Source organism: Candidatus Vallotia laricis, from assembly GCF_020541325.1.
GTDB lineage: Bacteria > Pseudomonadota > Gammaproteobacteria > Burkholderiales > Burkholderiaceae > Mycetohabitans > Mycetohabitans laricis.
The window spans coordinates 405,612-423,132 of sequence record NZ_CP047399.1 but is presented as its reverse complement, the minus strand read 5'-3'; the positions used below and the strand labels follow the sequence as shown (position 1 = coordinate 423,132).

Here is a 17,521-nt window from a genome sequence, read left to right as displayed (position 1 = left end):
AACCTCTAACAAATAATTTACGTAGACTGATTATTTAAAATCTGTGGATTACAAGTCTCTGTAACTATTCTTATAAGAGAGGGCTTACTCGGCAAGTAGTGGGCTTTATTTGGTCGCGCGCAGCGCATGACCAATAAACAATTGGCGCGGACGACCTATTTTTTGTTCTGGCTCTGAAATCATCTCGCTCCACTGTGCAATCCAACCCACTGTGCGGGCCATTGCGAATATACATGTGAACATAGATGTTGGGATACCGAGAGCGCGTTGCACAATACCGGAGTAGAAATCTACATTTGGATACAGCTTTCGTGAAACGAAATATTCGTCCTCAAGCGCAATTTTCTCTAGTTCTATTGCTAACTTAAATAGAGGATCATCGCATAAACCCAACTCGCCGAGGACTTCGTGGCACGTTTCACGCATTAACTTGGCTCGCGGATCATAGTTTTTATACACTCGGTGGCCAAAACCCATTAGCTTTACACCAGAATTTTTATTCTTGACCTGTTTAATAAATTCGCGAATTTTATTCGGCGAGCCGATTTCTTCAAGCATATTCAGCGACGCCTCATTAGCGCCGCCATGCGCCGGACCCCATAGGCATGCTATACCAGCAGCAATACACGCAAATGGATTAGCTCCAGACGAACCAGCCAACCTTACAGTTGAGGTCGATGCATTTTGCTCATGGTCAGCATGCAGGATGAGAATACGATCTAGTGCTCGCACTAAAACATCTCTGATCCAATATTCCTCACATGGGTTCGCAAACATCATTCGCATGAAATTTGCACTATACGATAGGTCGTTGCGCGGATAGACGAACGGCTGACTAACACTGTGCTTATAAATCATTGAAACGAGTGTTGGTAGCTTTGCGATTATACGAATTGCTGATACATCACGATGATAAGGATCGTTAGTATTCGGCGAATCATGATAGAACGCTGACAGTGCACCGACAGCTGCTGTAAGAATTGCCATAGGATGCGCATCATGTCGGAAGCCTTGGAAGAAAAACTGCATCTGCTCAGGAACCATCGTGTGCTTTGCTATGATATTAGCAAATTCTTGTTTCTGCTGTTTTTTTGGTAAATCACCCCTGAGTAGTACATAACAAGTCTCGATGAAATCTGCGTTCTGCGCTAGTTCATATATCGAGTATCCTCGATATAATAATTCACCTTTATCACCATCAATATAAGTAATCGCAGAGTTGCAGGACGCTGTAGACATGAATCCTGGATCATAAGTAAATTTTCCAGTCTGGCCATACAGCTTGCGAATGTCGATTACATCCGGACCCATCGTACCCTTATAGATTGGCAGTTCAATACTTGGCGAATTATCGCTAAATGAGAGCGTAGCTTTAACGTTTGACGGGGTCATGGCACATCCTCAATCCTAGTATAGGAAACAAATTTTCGATATCACAACGCATGACTCACACCGCGCGTAGCCAACCTAATACGCGTGCCACTGGAGGTGAAAAGAATTGTGTGCTAGGTTCGCTATCTGAAAGCAACAGATTCATTAGTTCATTATCGGATAGCTCAAGCAGCTGCCTAAGGGCCTCGATATCCACATGGCTTAGCATATGTTCATATCGACTAAAAAAACGCTCTAAAATTAGATCGTTTTCTAGTAGTCCACGACGCGAGCGCCAGCGAAGTCGCTCGTAACGAGGGTCACTATAATGAGGTGATGACATACCGTCCATTTCAGACTGTCCGGCGAAGCATTAGCTCTTTAATCTTGCCAATCGCTTTCGTCGGATTTAGCCCCTTCGGGCATACGTCGACGCAGTTCATAATCGTGTGGCAACGAAATAGACGATATGGATCCTCTAGATTATCTAGCCGTTCTCCGGTTGCCTGGTCTCGGCTATCAGCAATAAATCGATATGCTTGCAATAAACCCGCCGGTCCAACAAACTTGTCTGGGTTCCACCAAAAGCTGGGGCATGACGTTGAGCAACTTGCACATAATATGCACTCGTACAATCCGTCGAGCTCATCACGCTCCTCAGGCGACTGCAAGCGCTCTTTTTCCGGGGGTGGCATATCATTAATTAAGTACGGCTTGATAGAATAATACTGATTAAAGAACTCTGTAAAATCACAAATTAGGTCGCGCACAACCGGTAGTCCAGGCAATGGCCGAAGAATAATCTTATTTGGTAACTCGTTTAGATTCGTTAGGCACGCCAGCCCATTTTTGCCATTGATATTCATCGCATCCGAACCGCAAACACCTTCGCGGCATGATCGGCGGAAGGAGATGGTCTCATCGATTGTCTTAAGCTTAATTAGCGCATCAAGAAGCATTGGGTAGTGTGAGTCGAGATCAAGCTCGTATGTCTGCATGCATGGTGCGGCATTTTTGTCTGGATCGTAGCGGTAAATCTCAAAAATACGTTTTGCCATGTTCGTCTCCTTTAGGTTACCGCGTATCGCTTAGAAAGTCCGTGGTCTAGGGGGGACTGGGTCAACTGTTAATGGTTTCATGTGAACTGGTTTGTATTCTAGACGATCGCCTTCGCTAAACCACAGCGTATGACACAGCCAGTTTTCATCATCACGTCGCTCATAGTCACTATGAGCATGCGCGCCTCGGCTTTCCTTACGCGCTTCGGCTGATACTAATGTCGCACGAGCGACTTCGATTAAGTTAGATAGCTCAAGCGCTTCAACACACGCAGTGTTGAACACTTTGGACTTATCTTTTAGATGCACATCGTTAGCACGCGCGCATACAGCGCGAATTTTGTCGATACCTTCAGTCAGCAGTTTAGAGGTTCGGAACACGCCCGCATACTGCTGCATGGTCTTTCGTATGTCTGCAGCCACTGCGTGGGTGTACTCGCCAGACGAGGAGACCTTAAGCTTATCCAGACGCGATATAGCAAGATCTCCGGCGTCGATCGGGAGCGGTTTATGCTCCTTTACTTCTTTCGCGCACTTGATAATGTGATTTCCAGCTGCTCGGCCAAATACAACGAGATCTAACAACGAGTTAGTACCAAGTCGGTTTGCGCCATGGACTGATACGCATGAGCATTCTCCGACCGCATAGAAACCGTTGACCGGATCTTCATGTCCTTTTGATGTGCCAATAACTTGGCCATGAATGTTTGTGGGAATGCCACCCATCTGGTAATGGATAGTCGGCACAACCGGGATCGGTTCTTTAATCGCATCAACGTTTGCAAACTTCAGAGCAATCTCACGAATCGTCGGAAGACGCTTCATAATCGTCTCTGGGCCAATATGCGATAAATCTAACAGTACATAGTCTTTATTCGCGCCACAGCCCCGCCCTTCTTTGATTTCCTGATCCATTGATCGGGATACAAAGTCACGCGGCGCTAGATCTTTTAGTATCGGCGCATAGCGTTCCATGAAGCGCTCGCCGTTTACATTTCGAAGAATACCGCCCTCGCCGCGTACCCCTTCCGTAATTAGTACTCCAGCACCAGCAACGCCAGTCGGATGGAACTGCCAGAATTCCATATCCTGCAGCGCGATTTTTGCCCGTGCAGCCATCCCTAAGCCGTCGCCAGTATTAATAAAGGCGTTAGTTGAGGCATTAAAGATGCGTCCGGCTCCTCCGGTTGCAAACAACGTACACTTACCCTCTAAAATGTAAAGGTCACCAGTTTCTATCTCGAGCGCAGTCACGCCAAGCACATCGCCCTCTACGTCGCGAATAAGGTCTAGCGCCATCCATTCGATGAAGAAATGCGTTTTAGCTCGTACATTCTGCTGGTACAGCGTATGCAGTAGTGCGTGGCCAGTACGATCTGCAGCCGCGCAAGCACGTTGCACCGGTTTTTCACCATAGTTCACGGTATGGCCTCCGAATGGGCGTTGATAAATCGTTCCATCCGGATTGCGGTCGAACGGCATGCCTAAGTGCTCAAGCTCGTATACCGCGCCCGTTGCCTCACGGCACATAAACTCGATAGCATCTTGATCTCCAAGCCAGTCTGAGCCCTTAATCGTGTCGTAAAAATGGTAATGCCAGTTATCTTCACTCATGTTTCCAAGTGATGCACCGATGCCACCTTGTGCGGCTACTGTGTGCGAGCGAGTCGGGAATACTTTAGAGAGTACGGCGACCGACAAACCAGCCTTCGCGAGTTGTAACGATGCGCGCATCCCAGAGCCTCCCGCCCCGACAATTACCACATCGAATTTGCGACATAACAGCGAACTCTTGATTACAACCATGCCCTTAAACTCTCCAAAGAATCTGTGCAGCATAGCCTGCGCATGCAAGGAGCCAGGCAATTGTTAGCACGTATAGAATAAGACGCACACCGGTCTGCTTTATGTAGTCCATCCAGATATTTCGTACACCAACCCAGGCGTGATAAAAAAGCGCGATGAACGTAATAAATGTCGCGAGCCTCATCCATTGCATTGAAAAGATCGCCGTCCAACCTTTATATGAGAAGTTACCAGCTGAAAAAAAATAGATGAGCAAGATGACCGTATAGATTGCCATAGTTGCCGCTGTCGCGCGCTGCATAATCCAGTCATACAGCCCATAATGAGCGCCAACCACTAGGCGCTTCGCACCAATTCGGTGATTCATTTAAAAAGCTCCGAACAATTTAAAAGCAACGGCGATTGTAAGTATCGATGACACTACGAGCACAAGGATCGACGTTTGCTTACTACCTCTCTTTGTAAGTGCATAGTGCATATCCAGCAATAGATGACGAAGTCCAGCACAGAAGTGAAATAGATATACCCACGACAATACCACCGCAACGAGATTGACTAAAGGATAGGAAAAGCAGGCTTTCAGGAATGCAAAGTTAAGCTCTGAATTCAGGCTTTGCTCAAGTAGGTATAATACAAGAGGTAGCAGAAAAAACAGAAGGGCACCACTTATACGGTGCAGGATGGATACGCGGCCCGCAAGTGGTAGCCTTAACATCAGTATTTGTCGAATATTAATGTTTCGGTACTCTGGTCTTAATTTTTTTACGGCTTCAGCCATAGCTAGACCCCAAAATTGATACATCAATGCATAATTTTAACGCCTTTATTTACGTTACATCGCAATAATATTACGCTCCGTTCTTTTAAAGATGAGCGCTCTATCATTACTTATGTTGCATACGCAACAATAGATACTTATCAGTAGTATGAACTTTTGTTGGCTCAAATCGTTTTGGAAAAATACCTGGATGTTATATACCAGTCTGTCCTATAATAGTGGATAGTCAGCGGAACATCTAGTAGTTCCCTTACTACCGCATTCGCGACTATCGTGCGAATCTTGGGGACGCACGAATTACCCTAATAGTGCACTCAGTATTGAATGGCGCCCCTTATATTCGGATAGCTGCTCTAACGAGAGCCCGCGAAACATCGACCCAGACAGTCAGATTTCGTCAAGTATCATTGGTTTAGCCTCGAACTCAAGAACACATTTGACCAGTACCACTGGATCCGCGTAATTAAGTTCCAATCGACGAGAAATTTTGCCGGTGCGGCAGACGTTTTGTACCTCTAGTAAACGGCTCTTGTGGGGCTGTGGTTTGCCTTAGTCGAGTAGTAATCGCAAAAAAACAGAACCGCACATGATCCCTATTATTAATCGCTACAAATGTGCCTTTTCTCTGACGGCGTACCAGCAGATACCAGTAGCTAACTTGTCTATTGCCTTGCACATAGTACCTTGACTTACTATAGCGGGTAGCTAACTTCACTCTGCTTTAGATAATCTCACCCAGTTTCTATCTCTCCCACTCTAAACTTTAGTAATTAACTTTTTAATTTGTCGGTAAAACGGGCTAAACGTAGGCGAGGATAGAGCCAGACTGTACTAGGGTTGTCTGTCGTTATGTTGCTTGGGCTCGAATATCGAATTTATTCCACCATTTCAGCATGAAAAAAACTGTATAGTCTATCTTCTTAGATCTTACATAAGATATAAGAAGATAGTTGACTTCACCTATTCTGACTCCTAAACTGCATCACTACGCGATGCGGAAGGATAAAAAATTACTGGCGCTATTGTTAGTTGCAAACTAAGTTCTATATTCTAATGAAGCGCTCATGCAGCTAAAGAAACTGCACTGACACGCGAGGAATATCCACTAAAGAATGCCCTCAAAAGCCACCCGATGTGCTTGATAGCGTTTTTTCTGCGTTCAAATATCTTTTTTGCGTTACGTCCTGTTTTGGAGATTTATCAATGCCTAAGCCCGCTAAACGCATTGCTGTCACCGGCGCAGCAGGTCAAATTAATTACTCACTGCTATTTCGTATCGCGAATGGCGATTTACTTGGCAAAGATCAACCTGTTATCTTGCAGCTACAAGACCTCCCGCAAGCGCAAACTGCCGTAATAGGGGTAGTTATGGAGCTTGCAGACTGTTCTTTTCCTCTGCTCTCTAACGTGGTAGTCACGGATAATCCGAAAGTTGCATTTAAGGATGCTGACGTTGCAATACTGGTTGGCGCAAGACCTCGCTCTAAAGGCATGGAGCGAAAAGATTTGCTATCGACTAACGCTAGAATTTTCGCGGCGCAGGGATGTGCGCTCAATGAGGTTAGTAGCCGCGATGTAAAAGTACTGGTAGTAGGCAATCCAGCTAATACTAATGCCTATATTGCGATGAAAGCGGCCCCGGACTTACCTAAGAAAAACTTTACTTCGATGCTACGCCTCGATCATAACCGGGCGCTGTCGCAACTGGCTAGAAAAGCCGATAAGCCGGTTGGGTGTATCGATAAACTGATAGTGTGGGGAAACCATTCACCGACGATGTATCCAGATTTTCGATTCGCAACAGCCGAAGGACATTTACTAACCCAACTGATCAACGACGATTCATGGAATCGCAACGTTTTTATACCCGCAATAGGAGAGCGAGGCGCAGCGATTATTCAGGCTCGTGGATTGTCATCAGCTGCATCTGCGTCTAATGCGGCAATTGATCATATGCGCGACTGGATTCTAGGATCTAATGGCAAGTGGGTTACAATGGGGGTTCCGTCAGATGGTTCATATCGCATTCCAGAAGACATCATCTATGGTGTGCCAGTAATTACTGAGAATGGAGAATATACGCGTGTTCAGGGTCTAGAGATAGATGCTTTTTCTCGTGAGAAGATGGACATCTCGCTCGGCGAACTTCTCGAAGAGCGTGACAGTATAAAGACCATTCTTGGGTAAGCTAGAAAGCTTTCACGCGACATCTCTAAAGATAGTAACTAAAAGTGCCGCGTGCTAACTCGAAACTCGCTCTAGTTACGCGCAGTACACAGTGACTAATTCAAGCCTTCTAAAATATCACGCCTTCTAAAACATCATATCAGAAGTGATAAAGTAAAAATCTTGGCCTAAACAATATCTATTTTGGGGTATGGATGCATGAGATACCTTACAATAAATTAGCAGAGTACTCCCCAATTGCGCTATACGTGTACCTGATATCAGTTGAACTTCGATAATTCACGTACAGAAACCTGTGCTAGCCAATTTTAAGATATATATATCAGTTTTAAAGACTACCATGGGTATGGTAGTCGATCTAATGCAATGGCTCTATTACTTTCCGGAAAAAGCGATTAAGACCACTGCTTAAGAGCATATTATCTCTTAGCCATCAGCGCTCATCTAGACTAAAGCACTAAAGCAGCATCCTAGTCTAGGATAGACTGATTAAGCAGCGCGAGACTGTATCAAAACTCGCTACCTAGATCAATACTCAAACTATATTTAGTACCATCCGTTAAACTGATACCGTTTAGGAGAAATAACGCTACTGCCTTGATAAGATATCCTACATATCCCTCTATATATTCAGGGGCATATCCTATCTGGGCTTAAGAATAGTATAAAAAACGGTTGGATGAGCGGCGAATAGGTGTTAAGTTTCCTATACGTATTCGATCCGCCACCAGAAAGCTATTAAGGCAATAAGTACGTTACATGCGTAACGAGAGACTGGCTGCTAATTGCACCCGAAACGATCCATGCACGCGTAACATTCCATAATATCACAATTATTAGGACTTGATAATTAATCTGAGTTAGTCGAAATTATTTCTATTCATAGATAGTAATGAGTCTAGTTATTAACTGGTTAATTAAAAGTTCCGAGCGAATTTTATGCATTGCTGCACTAACAAGTGGCGCCATACTATTGTTGGTATTTTTCCAGACTAAGACTATTGCGAAGTAGTCCCTGTTAATGAGTGCACTAAGTTTATGCGACTTAGCTGATAATCTACGCGCATCAACCTCAAGGAAATATTATGATTCATAATCTTTATGAAACGCTTAAAGCATTCGATAGCGGCTCAGGTAAGGGTAAATACTACTCATTGCCACAGCTTGGAAAAGCCCTCAATATTCATATTGACCGATTGCCTGTATCAATTCGTATTGTTCTCGAATCTGTACTACGTAATTACGATGGGAAAAAGATAAATGAAGAGCATATTGAACAGTTAGCGATGTGGCAACCAAATTCTGTACGCGTTAATGAGATTCCATTTGTCGTATCACGCGTCGTATTACAAGACTTCACTGGGGTACCTCTTCTGGCAGATATCGCGGCAATGCGCAGCGTCGCACAGCGTGCTGGTAAAAACCCGAAATGTATCGAGCCTTTAGTGCCAGTCGACCTAGTTATAGACCATTCAGTACAGATAGATTATTTTCGACAGAAAGATGCTTTAGACCTAAACATGAGGCTAGAGTTCGAGCGAAATAAAGAGCGCTACCAGTTTATGAAGTGGGGTACGCAGGCATTTAATACATTTAGGGTCATACCACCGGGCGTTGGCATCGTACATCAGGTAAACTTAGAATACCTAGCGCGCGGCGTACATAAAAAGAACGTAGACGGTAATCTACTATATTACCCCGATACACTTGTAGGTACTGACAGCCATACAACGATGATTAACGGCATTGGTGTGGTCGGTTGGGGCGTAGGTGGTATCGAGGCTGAGGCAGGTATGCTCGGTCAGCCAGTATATTTCCTGACACCTGATGTAATTGGCATTGAACTTAAAGGCCAGCTGCGCGCAGGCGTTACTGCGACGGACCTAGTTCTAACAATTACCGAGATGTTACGTAAAGAGAAAGTAGTTGGTAAGTTCGTCGAATTCTTTGGAGAAGGTACTTCATCTCTAACACTGCCAGACCGTGCTACGATTGCGAATATGGCACCAGAGTATGGTGCAACTATGGGTTTCTTCTCGGTTGATGATAAGACAGTTGATTATTTTAAGGGTACTGGCCGGACAAAAGAAGAAATAGTTGCGCTGCAAAAATATTTCAGAGCACAGGGTTTATACGGTACTCCAGGCAGAGGGGAAATTGACTATACGAAAACGCTAACGTTAGACTTGAGAACCTTCGCACCGTCGATTGCTGGCCCAAAACGTCCGCAGGACCGGATTGAAATCGGTAATGTGAAGAGCGTATTCACTGAATTATTTTCATTGCCTATCGCACAAAATGGTTTTTCAAAGAAAGCTGATGACCTAAGTAAAATATACAAGACCGTTGATGGAATCGAGTTAAAGAATGGTGACGTACTTATCGCTGCGATTACTTCATGCACGAATACATCGAACCCAAGTCTGCTAATTGCCGCCGGTCTACTCGCAAAAGCAGCTGTTGATGCGGGGCTTATGGTAGCCCCACACATCAAAACATCGCTCGCACCTGGATCTCGGATTGTTACAGAATATCTGAGTGATACTGGCTTGCTGCCATACCTGGAGAAGCTTGGCTTTACGGTCGCAGCATATGGCTGTACGACTTGTATTGGAAATGCGGGTGATCTAACTACGTCACTTAACAATGCAATTATTAATTATGATATAGTTGCAACTGCAATTTTATCCGGTAATCGTAACTTCGAAGCACGAATACATCCAAATATCCGAGCAAATTTCCTCGCCTCACCGCCGCTAGTAGTTGCTTATGCTATTGCTGGTTCAATCACACGAAACCTAATGATTGAGCCGGTTGGAAAGGGGAAAGATGGTCGAAATATCTACCTTGGTGATATTTGGCCGTCTAGCGAGGAGATCAGTAAGCTTCTAAAATACGCGTTAGACGCGAATAAGTTCATAAGAAACTACTCTCAGTTGACACAAAAAGATGACTTATGGAGCCTCATCCAGGGCGATGAGGGCCAGGTCTATAACTGGCCGAAGTCTACTTATATTGCCGAGCCGCCGTTTTTCGGCAAGCATTTTTCGATGCGGCCGTCTATTCAGTTAATTGGATCAATTAAAAACGCTCGGGCACTGGGCATTTTTGGAGACTCAGTGACAACAGATCATATTAGTCCAGCTGGATTAATCCAGGAAGAATCTCCGGCTGGACGATGGTTAAAAGAAAATGGTGTGCAAAAGTCTGACTTTAATAGCTACGGCTCACGACGTGGCAACCACGATGTGATGATGCGCGGCACATTTGCTAATGTGCGGATCAAGAATCTAATAATTCCGACTAAGCCTAACGGCGCTCAGGTAGAGGGCGGCTTAACTATTCATCAACCAAGCGGTGAACAGATGTCGATTTATGATGCCGCGATGAAATATATTGTCAAGGGCATACCAACTATTGTATTTGCTGGCGAAGAGTACGGAACTGGCTCATCGCGTGACTGGGCGGCTAAAGGTACTCATCTACTCGGTGTAAGAGCGGTCGTAGCTCGCAGCTTTGAGCGTATCCATCGTTCAAACTTGGTAGGTATGGGCATCCTGCCGTTACAGTTTAAGAATATGGATAGCGTTCTATCTCTTGGTATTACTGGTAAGGAAAGCTACGACATTGATTGTTTAACAGCAGATTTAAAACCGCAACAGGAAGTTACGCTAGTTATCAGAGATGAGGTGGGCTTAAAAAGAGTACCAGTGCTACTGCGTATCGACACACCGATTGAAGTCGTCTACTATAAAAATGGAGGCATTCTGCCATTCGTATTACGACAGTTATTAGAAAGTACAACACCAGCTAGCCTAGATAAAATTCTAGACTCTGCCGAAAAGATATAACATAAATGAGGATGTCTGACACGTCTGTATCTCAAAGATTATATTAACATTTAATTAAAATGCAGTTTAACGGCGTCAGACTCTTCGAGTTAGCAACATATAGTATGTACCTATGCTTATCTACTAGTTACTTAGCTCAAACAGTTTTTAGTTGCGTGCTATTAGCCAACAGAAGTTTATGTTAGTGAAAGATATTATATCCGCTTCAAACTCTAAAATAACTACGTTAACAAATATAACGCTAAACAAGATTTACCTTAACTAAATACAGAAAATATACTGTGGAATTAGATCCAGACTATAATTCAGAAGTTTTTGCATTTCAATTGACACATCATGCGCTCGCGTATCGCTAAACGTCTCTCACCCGATGCCGACAGGCTTATAGGTTTGTCACTCGCACTTTTTTCATCTGGAAGCCGTATTGAAGATAGATTCTGGGAAGCAAAGCTCGATGCGCTAATCGAAAAATTGATTCGTAATAGAAACCAGACAACACTAGATATTGCTTTAGAGCATTTGCAAAAAGAACATGCGGATGTTTATAGTACCCTTGCTGATCTAGCTGAGACTCATAGCGAATCAGCCTACGTAGAGCGCGATGGCCAGTCATACAACATGCTCTTAATTGCGGCGCCAGTACTAACTTGGACGCGTTATATGATCCCATCTGGCCCGCTAAAAAGCGATGTCGCTGATGCGCTGCATACGCAGTTGCAAGCGCATATTTTTGCAGTTCGAGCCCGCACTGCTTTAGCGCCATATCTATATAGTATCGATCAATTACCGCGCCATCATGTTGAGACATTCCAGCTTGCTCAAAAGCTTGGCCAAGCCGCACTCTTTGGGGGTGCAATTAAGCTAAATCTTAATGATTTACAGGAAACGCCACCAATCCTTGCTGATCCTAGATTTCTGATATCCGTAGTTGCTGCACCGGCCGGCGAACCATTATTTCGCTGGCAGGAAGAAGAGAACGGTGTTCGGGTTAAGCGCGGACAATGCTTAGAAAAATGGCGCGCACAGGGTAAGGAAAATCTACCGAATGTTCTGCCTGGCTGCGAATTCGACTGTTTACTACCAGATGCATATTACTCGGCTTGCCGACACGCAGATGAGCAAATTCGTCCACATACTATACGTAGTGCAGTTAGGTATCTTGAAGACACGATTATTGCCAAACCAGATAAACTACGTGCGGTTGTTGCGGGTTTTGGGGAGCGGCGCGTAGATGAATATCGCATTGCTTTTACCCGGCGAGGTAGCAATGATGTAATTTATGGTGTGGTATGGCCTCTATATGGCCGTGAAAATAGCGAATTCGATTCAGATAACGAAGTGCTGTTTATTGAAGATCCGGCAGACGGAATTCTTAATAAGATTATTGGACTGCTTAAGGATATTGGTATTACTGATATCCGCTGTCACGCAGCACGATTCGCGCAAGAATACTGTGACGATTGTGGTGTACCACTATATGCTGATCCACTTGGCGAGATCGTACATGCAGAAATGCCAGAGGATGCCAAAGAAACGCAACCCCACTTTCACTAATACTGCGCTCTAGCTACTCATTATATACTGTCTGAATTTATTACTTAACATTTAAAGTTAAGATATACTCTAGAGTATTCTTGCGTTTAATCTAAGTGCTATCAGTAATCCTAAAAAATGCAAAGAACTCAAAGATTACAGCGTCAGCTTAACGAGCCTATATTATCTTTAATATTCAGTAATTTTTAGAAAGTTCTTATACTTCTTGATAGATTATTTGAAATATAACACCCTATATTTAATATATCTATTAAATACTAATAATTATGTTATCTAGATAACAAAGAATTCTAATATTAATTACTAATAGATTTATTAAGTATTCTTAATTTTTTTATAATCTAGGTATAGATAATACTATTATTAATCTCGGACAATATATTATTATTATCAATATTTATATATTAATTAAGAGCTAAAATATGTACGCTAACTTCCACGGCGTATATTTTTTCTCTCTATTTATTAAATAATCAATAACTTTAAGGTTTATATTTTTCTGGATCGTAAAAATCAGTTTAAACTTAATATCTGTAAAAATGTCTAGAAAACTAGATCTATTCGAGCTATTGATTGAATTTTTTAAATTACATAAAATGTATTATAGCAAAATTTTTAGTTAGAATTTAGGTTAATTTTACATCTAAAATACTATACTAGTATAGTATAGCTACTATACTATGAGTAAAACTCTATTTTGTTTTTAAACAAACATACTTTTTTGGTATATACTGCAAAAGAAATTATAAAATACAACACTATTCAATCAAAGTTTGATAGATATAATCGCGTAATAAAAATATCTAAAAAGAAATTTTTATATAAAACTACTAGAATTAAGTATATAAATACTATGCTAAGGGATAGTTATCCTATAAAAAAATATTTACCTATGAGCGAACTACGTTCCCTAAGCAGATAATATGAGTTATAGTTTTTATGAAAGTATGTACTTAGAATTTTCTTTATATACTACACTAAATAACTCTATCGAGTAATAAAATTTACTATTATTCTATGTCGATCTACTCAGAGATATTAAAAATTAGTATTTTTATCGCTTATCGTATTTTGCAACTAACGAATTTAAGATTCTTCCGAATTTAGTGATCTGATTTTCTTCTAGGGTATTCAGTTGGTGTAGAATCTTCAGGCCATATGCCTGCTAGGATTTTCTCCAGCCAAAATGCACCGATAATTGTCTTAACATCGCTAACTTTACCGGATCTAATCCACTCGTACAGCTGTACGAGTTCTACGCTAATTATCTCTAGAAATTCACCATCATCTGGTCGAGGTTCCCCGGGTGTAAGATTGCGCGCTAAATATAAGTCAATATATTCAGTTGAATATGAAATAACTGGGTGGATGCGAGTCAAGTAAATAAACTCATTCGAATGATAGCCAGTCTCTTCGTATAGTTCACGTTGTGCGCATTCGCGCGACCCCTCTTGATAATTTAGTTTTCCCGCTGGAAACTCAATCATTACACAGCTAAGCGGGTAACGATACTGGCGCTCCATTAACACACGACCATCATGTAATATTGGTACTATCATTACAGTACCAGAATGTTTAATAAACTCACGCGTAGCCGTCTTACCATCTGGTAACCGTACAATATCCTGCTTAAGGGCTAGGAAATTGCTTTCATATAAAGTTTGTCCATCGAGATAAATCTCGTTCAAATGAGCATCGTCAGTCTTAGTGTACTGCATATATATTTCTTTAAAAAGCACCTAGTCCAATATGCTTTGTTTGATAACACATACTAAAATAATCTGCAATATACAAAGATAAGCAATAAAATTAACGTAACTATAATCTAAGCCACTACTTGTATATAGACACCAGTTACCCCTACTAGCCTACAGAGAGAATCTACTCTAGTAAGGGGGGGGTAATTATCCGCAAGAACTACCATTAAATGATAATGTCTGACGTACTGCCCACAAACAACTCGACATTAGCGGTCCAGGAAATACGCCTAGTAATAATACTATGAAACCATTACAGATGAGTATTACGCGACTGGCAACATATGAAACAATTGGTGTTTTATCAACTGGCTCATTAAAATACATCAGCTTAATAATGCGAAGATAGTAGAATGCCCCAGATAAGGACGCAATAACCGCAAGCACTGCTAGCCACGTCAAGTTTGCATTTATAGCAGCTTGAAGTACTGCAAATTTTGCATAGAAACCGACTGCTGGGGGAATACCAGCTAACGAGAGCATTATACTTAACATTACAAACGCAAAAAGTCGACTGCGCTTATTTAAGCCTTTAAAATCATCTAGTGTATCGGCTTCAAAATTATAGCGCGCTAAAAGTATTATTACGCCGAATGCGCCTAGCGTAGGCAGCATATACGTAATGCTATAAAAAACTGCAGATCCATATGAATTCACTATATTGCTTGCTTTTCCGTCAATAACACCGGAGATTAGCCCCAGCATTAGGAAGCCCATATTTGAGATGGCTGAATAAGCAAGCATCCGCTTTACATTATGCTGAACGATGCCGGCAATGTTACCTACTATTAGTGATAGTGCGGCTAGAATAGCCAACATCATTTGCCAGTCTACCGCTAGTGGTAATAGTCCTACCATAAGAAATCGTAACACCCATGCAAAGACAGAGACTTTTGCTATCCCACCAACAAGTAATGTTATTGCTGTCGGTGCACCACTATAAACGTCAGGTACCCACATATGGAATGGCACGATACCTATTTTAAAAGAGATGCTTGTAACGATAAAAACAACACCAAATAACAGGGCGGTATGATTTACACTACCTGATGTGATCACAGCAGATACATTATTTAAGTTAAACGAGCCAGTTTCTCCATATATCATTGAGATGCCATACAATAGAAAACCAGATGACAGTGCCCCAAGTACACAGTACTTTATGGCTGCTTCGGTTGACTGTGGCATATTGCGACGTAATGCGATAAGTGCATACAGAGATAGAGACGTAAGTTCTAGTCCTAAATATAACGTCAGGAAATTATTACCTGATACCATCACTAACTGTCCAAGAAGAGAGAACAGTGCGAGAAGATAAAAATCACCCCCAGATAAGTTACGCTCTTTGATATACTGGCGTGAATAAATTAGCGAAACCGCAAAACCGAGCGAAATAAATAACTTCATCAAGCTCGAAAATGGATCAACCACATACATATCGTAAAAGTAGTGGTATACATACGGATCAATTGTGACTACCGCATACCAAAACGAAGAGATTAAAGCAGAAGTAACCGTAGCTACATAAGTTAAACCCTGTCCTTTCTTGCCTGTAATAATATCGCTCAGCCATATAATGATAGTCATTATCATTATGAATACATCGGGCAATAAAGGAGCATTATGCATAATAGTGTTTATCTCCTTCTCCACTAAAGCGTCGCCGGCAGTTTTGACTGCGCAAGATGAGAGAGCAGGTTAATTACTGATTCATGCATCAGATCCATAAATGGCTTTGGAAAAATACCCATATACAGGACGAGCAAGGCTAGTACTGTCAATACCAAAAACTCGCGGACATTTAAGTCAACAAGTTCCGCGACACGGTCGTTTTTGATTGCACCGAAATAAACACGTTTAACCATCCACAAGGTATACGCAGCGCCTAGAATTAAAGTAATTGCCGCAAGGAATCCAATCCAAAAATTAAATTTAATAGCCGAGAGAATCACCATAAACTCACCTACGAATCCAGAGGTTCCTGGCAGTGCACAGTTCGCCATGGCAAATAATGTTGCAAACACTACGAATTTTGGCATCGTGTTTACGACGCCACCGTAGTCAGTAATCTGGCGCGAATGCATACGTTCATATAAAACACCAATGCAAAGAAACATCGCACCCGATACAAAACTATGGGAAAGCATTTGTACGATAGCTCCCTCAACGCTAAGCTGACTAAATAGGAATAAACCTAGTGTGACAAAGCCCATATGCGCAATTGATGAATATGCAACTAGCTTTTTTATATCTGTCTGCACTAATGCAACGAAGCCGATATAAATCAGAGCAAAAAGTGAGAGCGTAATCATGACTGGCGCCATCAGGCGGCTAGCATCTGGCGTAATAGGTAACAAAAGGCGGATGAAACCATAGGCGCCAAGCTTCAGCATAATCGCCGCTAGAACAACTGAACCACCAGTCGGTGCCTCAACATGCGCATCTGGTAACCACGTATGTAACGGCCACATGGGCACTTTTACCGCGAATCCAAGGAAAAATGCGACGAACAACAATACTTGCGGCACTATACGGAGTGGCAATATATGCCAGGCCGATAGCTCAAATGATTGAGACTGGATATGCAAGTAAATCAATGCAACTAGCATCAGCAGTGAGCCGGCTAGCGTATACAGGAAAAATTTAAATGCTGCGTATACGCGGTTTTTGCCACCCCAAATTCCGATAATTAAGTACATCGGAATTAATGTCGCCTCGAAGAAAACGTACAATAACATTCCGTCGGCTGCCGAAAATACACCCACCATAAAACCTGATAGAATCAAAAAAGCAGCCATATACTGTGCTACATGGTCTGTAATAGCCTCCCATCCAGAGATCACAACAAGAACTGTAATAAAAGCAGTCAATACAACAAACCATACTGATATCCCATCAACACCTAGATGGTACATAATCTTAAAACACGCAATCCAGGGTAGGATCTCAACAAACTGAAGCTCAGACGTACTTGAGTTAAAGCCAATAATTAATGGCAGCGTAACAATAAAGCTAAGCACCGATCCGATCAGCGCGGTCCAGCGTGCAATACCTGCAATACCTGGTGTCTTGCCCGCGCCGACTACAAGAACGGCAATACCAAATGTAATTGGCATCCAGATCGCGAGAGTTAAAACTAGAAAATGAGCGTGCATACTA

The 17,521-nt window shown here is 42.4% G+C and carries 12 protein-coding genes; 3 read left to right on the top strand and 9 right to left on the bottom strand.

Features of this window, described 5'->3' with window-relative positions:
• Positions 1–105 precede the first annotated feature (105 nt).
• The 6 genes from GKR41_RS01695 to sdhC are packed head-to-tail and all read right to left on the bottom strand — an operon-like array spanning position 106 to position 5,013.
• Entirely contained in the window at positions 106–1,392 is a 1,287-nt protein-coding gene (locus GKR41_RS01695; protein WP_226810134.1) for a citrate synthase, read from the bottom strand.
• 55 nt (positions 1,393–1,447) lie between these two features.
• Positions 1,448–1,714 carry an FAD assembly factor SdhE gene (locus tag GKR41_RS01690; protein WP_420885670.1) on the bottom strand — a complete coding sequence of 89 codons (267 nt, stop codon included), beginning with the start codon at positions 1,712–1,714 and terminating at the stop codon, positions 1,448–1,450.
• Between the two features lie 10 nt (positions 1,715–1,724).
• Complete coding sequence (locus GKR41_RS01685) at positions 1,725–2,429, bottom strand: succinate dehydrogenase iron-sulfur subunit (RefSeq protein WP_226810132.1); 705 nt, start codon at positions 2,427–2,429, stop codon at positions 1,725–1,727.
• Between the two features lie 30 nt (positions 2,430–2,459).
• Positions 2,460–4,235 (bottom strand): succinate dehydrogenase flavoprotein subunit, encoded by a 1,776-nt coding sequence (gene sdhA, locus GKR41_RS01680; protein ID WP_226810223.1) that lies wholly within the window; start codon positions 4,233–4,235, stop codon positions 2,460–2,462.
• A 4-nt stretch (positions 4,236–4,239) separates the two neighbouring features.
• A complete protein-coding gene (gene sdhD, locus GKR41_RS01675; RefSeq protein WP_226810131.1) occupies positions 4,240–4,602 on the bottom strand; it encodes a succinate dehydrogenase, hydrophobic membrane anchor protein in 363 nt (120 codons plus the stop codon).
• Positions 4,603–5,013: a succinate dehydrogenase, cytochrome b556 subunit gene (sdhC, locus tag GKR41_RS01670; RefSeq protein ID WP_226810130.1), complete on the bottom strand. Its 411-nt coding sequence runs from the start codon at positions 5,011–5,013 to the stop codon at positions 4,603–4,605.
• A gap of 1,203 nt (positions 5,014–6,216) precedes the next feature.
• Here sdhC and GKR41_RS01665 point away from each other — a divergent pair.
• From GKR41_RS01665 to GKR41_RS01655, 3 genes are all read left to right on the top strand, one after another.
• Positions 6,217–7,200 (top strand): malate dehydrogenase, encoded by a 984-nt coding sequence (locus tag GKR41_RS01665; protein ID WP_226810129.1) that lies wholly within the window; start codon positions 6,217–6,219, stop codon positions 7,198–7,200.
• 1,085 nt (positions 7,201–8,285) lie between these two features.
• Complete coding sequence (gene acnA, locus GKR41_RS01660; RefSeq protein WP_226810128.1) at positions 8,286–11,051, top strand: aconitate hydratase AcnA; 2,766 nt, start codon at positions 8,286–8,288, stop codon at positions 11,049–11,051.
• Between the two features lie 336 nt (positions 11,052–11,387).
• Positions 11,388–12,605: a DUF2863 family protein gene (locus tag GKR41_RS01655; RefSeq protein WP_226810127.1), complete on the top strand. Its 1,218-nt coding sequence runs from the start codon at positions 11,388–11,390 to the stop codon at positions 12,603–12,605.
• A 1,103-nt stretch (positions 12,606–13,708) separates the two neighbouring features.
• Here the strand turns inward: GKR41_RS01655 and GKR41_RS01650 are convergent.
• From GKR41_RS01650 to GKR41_RS01640, 3 genes are all read right to left on the bottom strand, one after another.
• Positions 13,709–14,323: an NUDIX domain-containing protein gene (locus tag GKR41_RS01650; protein WP_226810126.1), complete on the bottom strand. Its 615-nt coding sequence runs from the start codon at positions 14,321–14,323 to the stop codon at positions 13,709–13,711.
• 186 nt (positions 14,324–14,509) lie between these two features.
• A complete protein-coding gene (gene nuoN / locus GKR41_RS01645; protein ID WP_226810125.1) occupies positions 14,510–15,991 on the bottom strand; it encodes an NADH-quinone oxidoreductase subunit NuoN in 1,482 nt (493 codons plus the stop codon).
• A 23-nt stretch (positions 15,992–16,014) separates the two neighbouring features.
• Positions 16,015–17,517: an NADH-quinone oxidoreductase subunit M gene (locus GKR41_RS01640; protein WP_226810124.1), complete on the bottom strand. Its 1,503-nt coding sequence runs from the start codon at positions 17,515–17,517 to the stop codon at positions 16,015–16,017.
• Positions 17,518–17,521 lie beyond the last annotated feature (4 nt).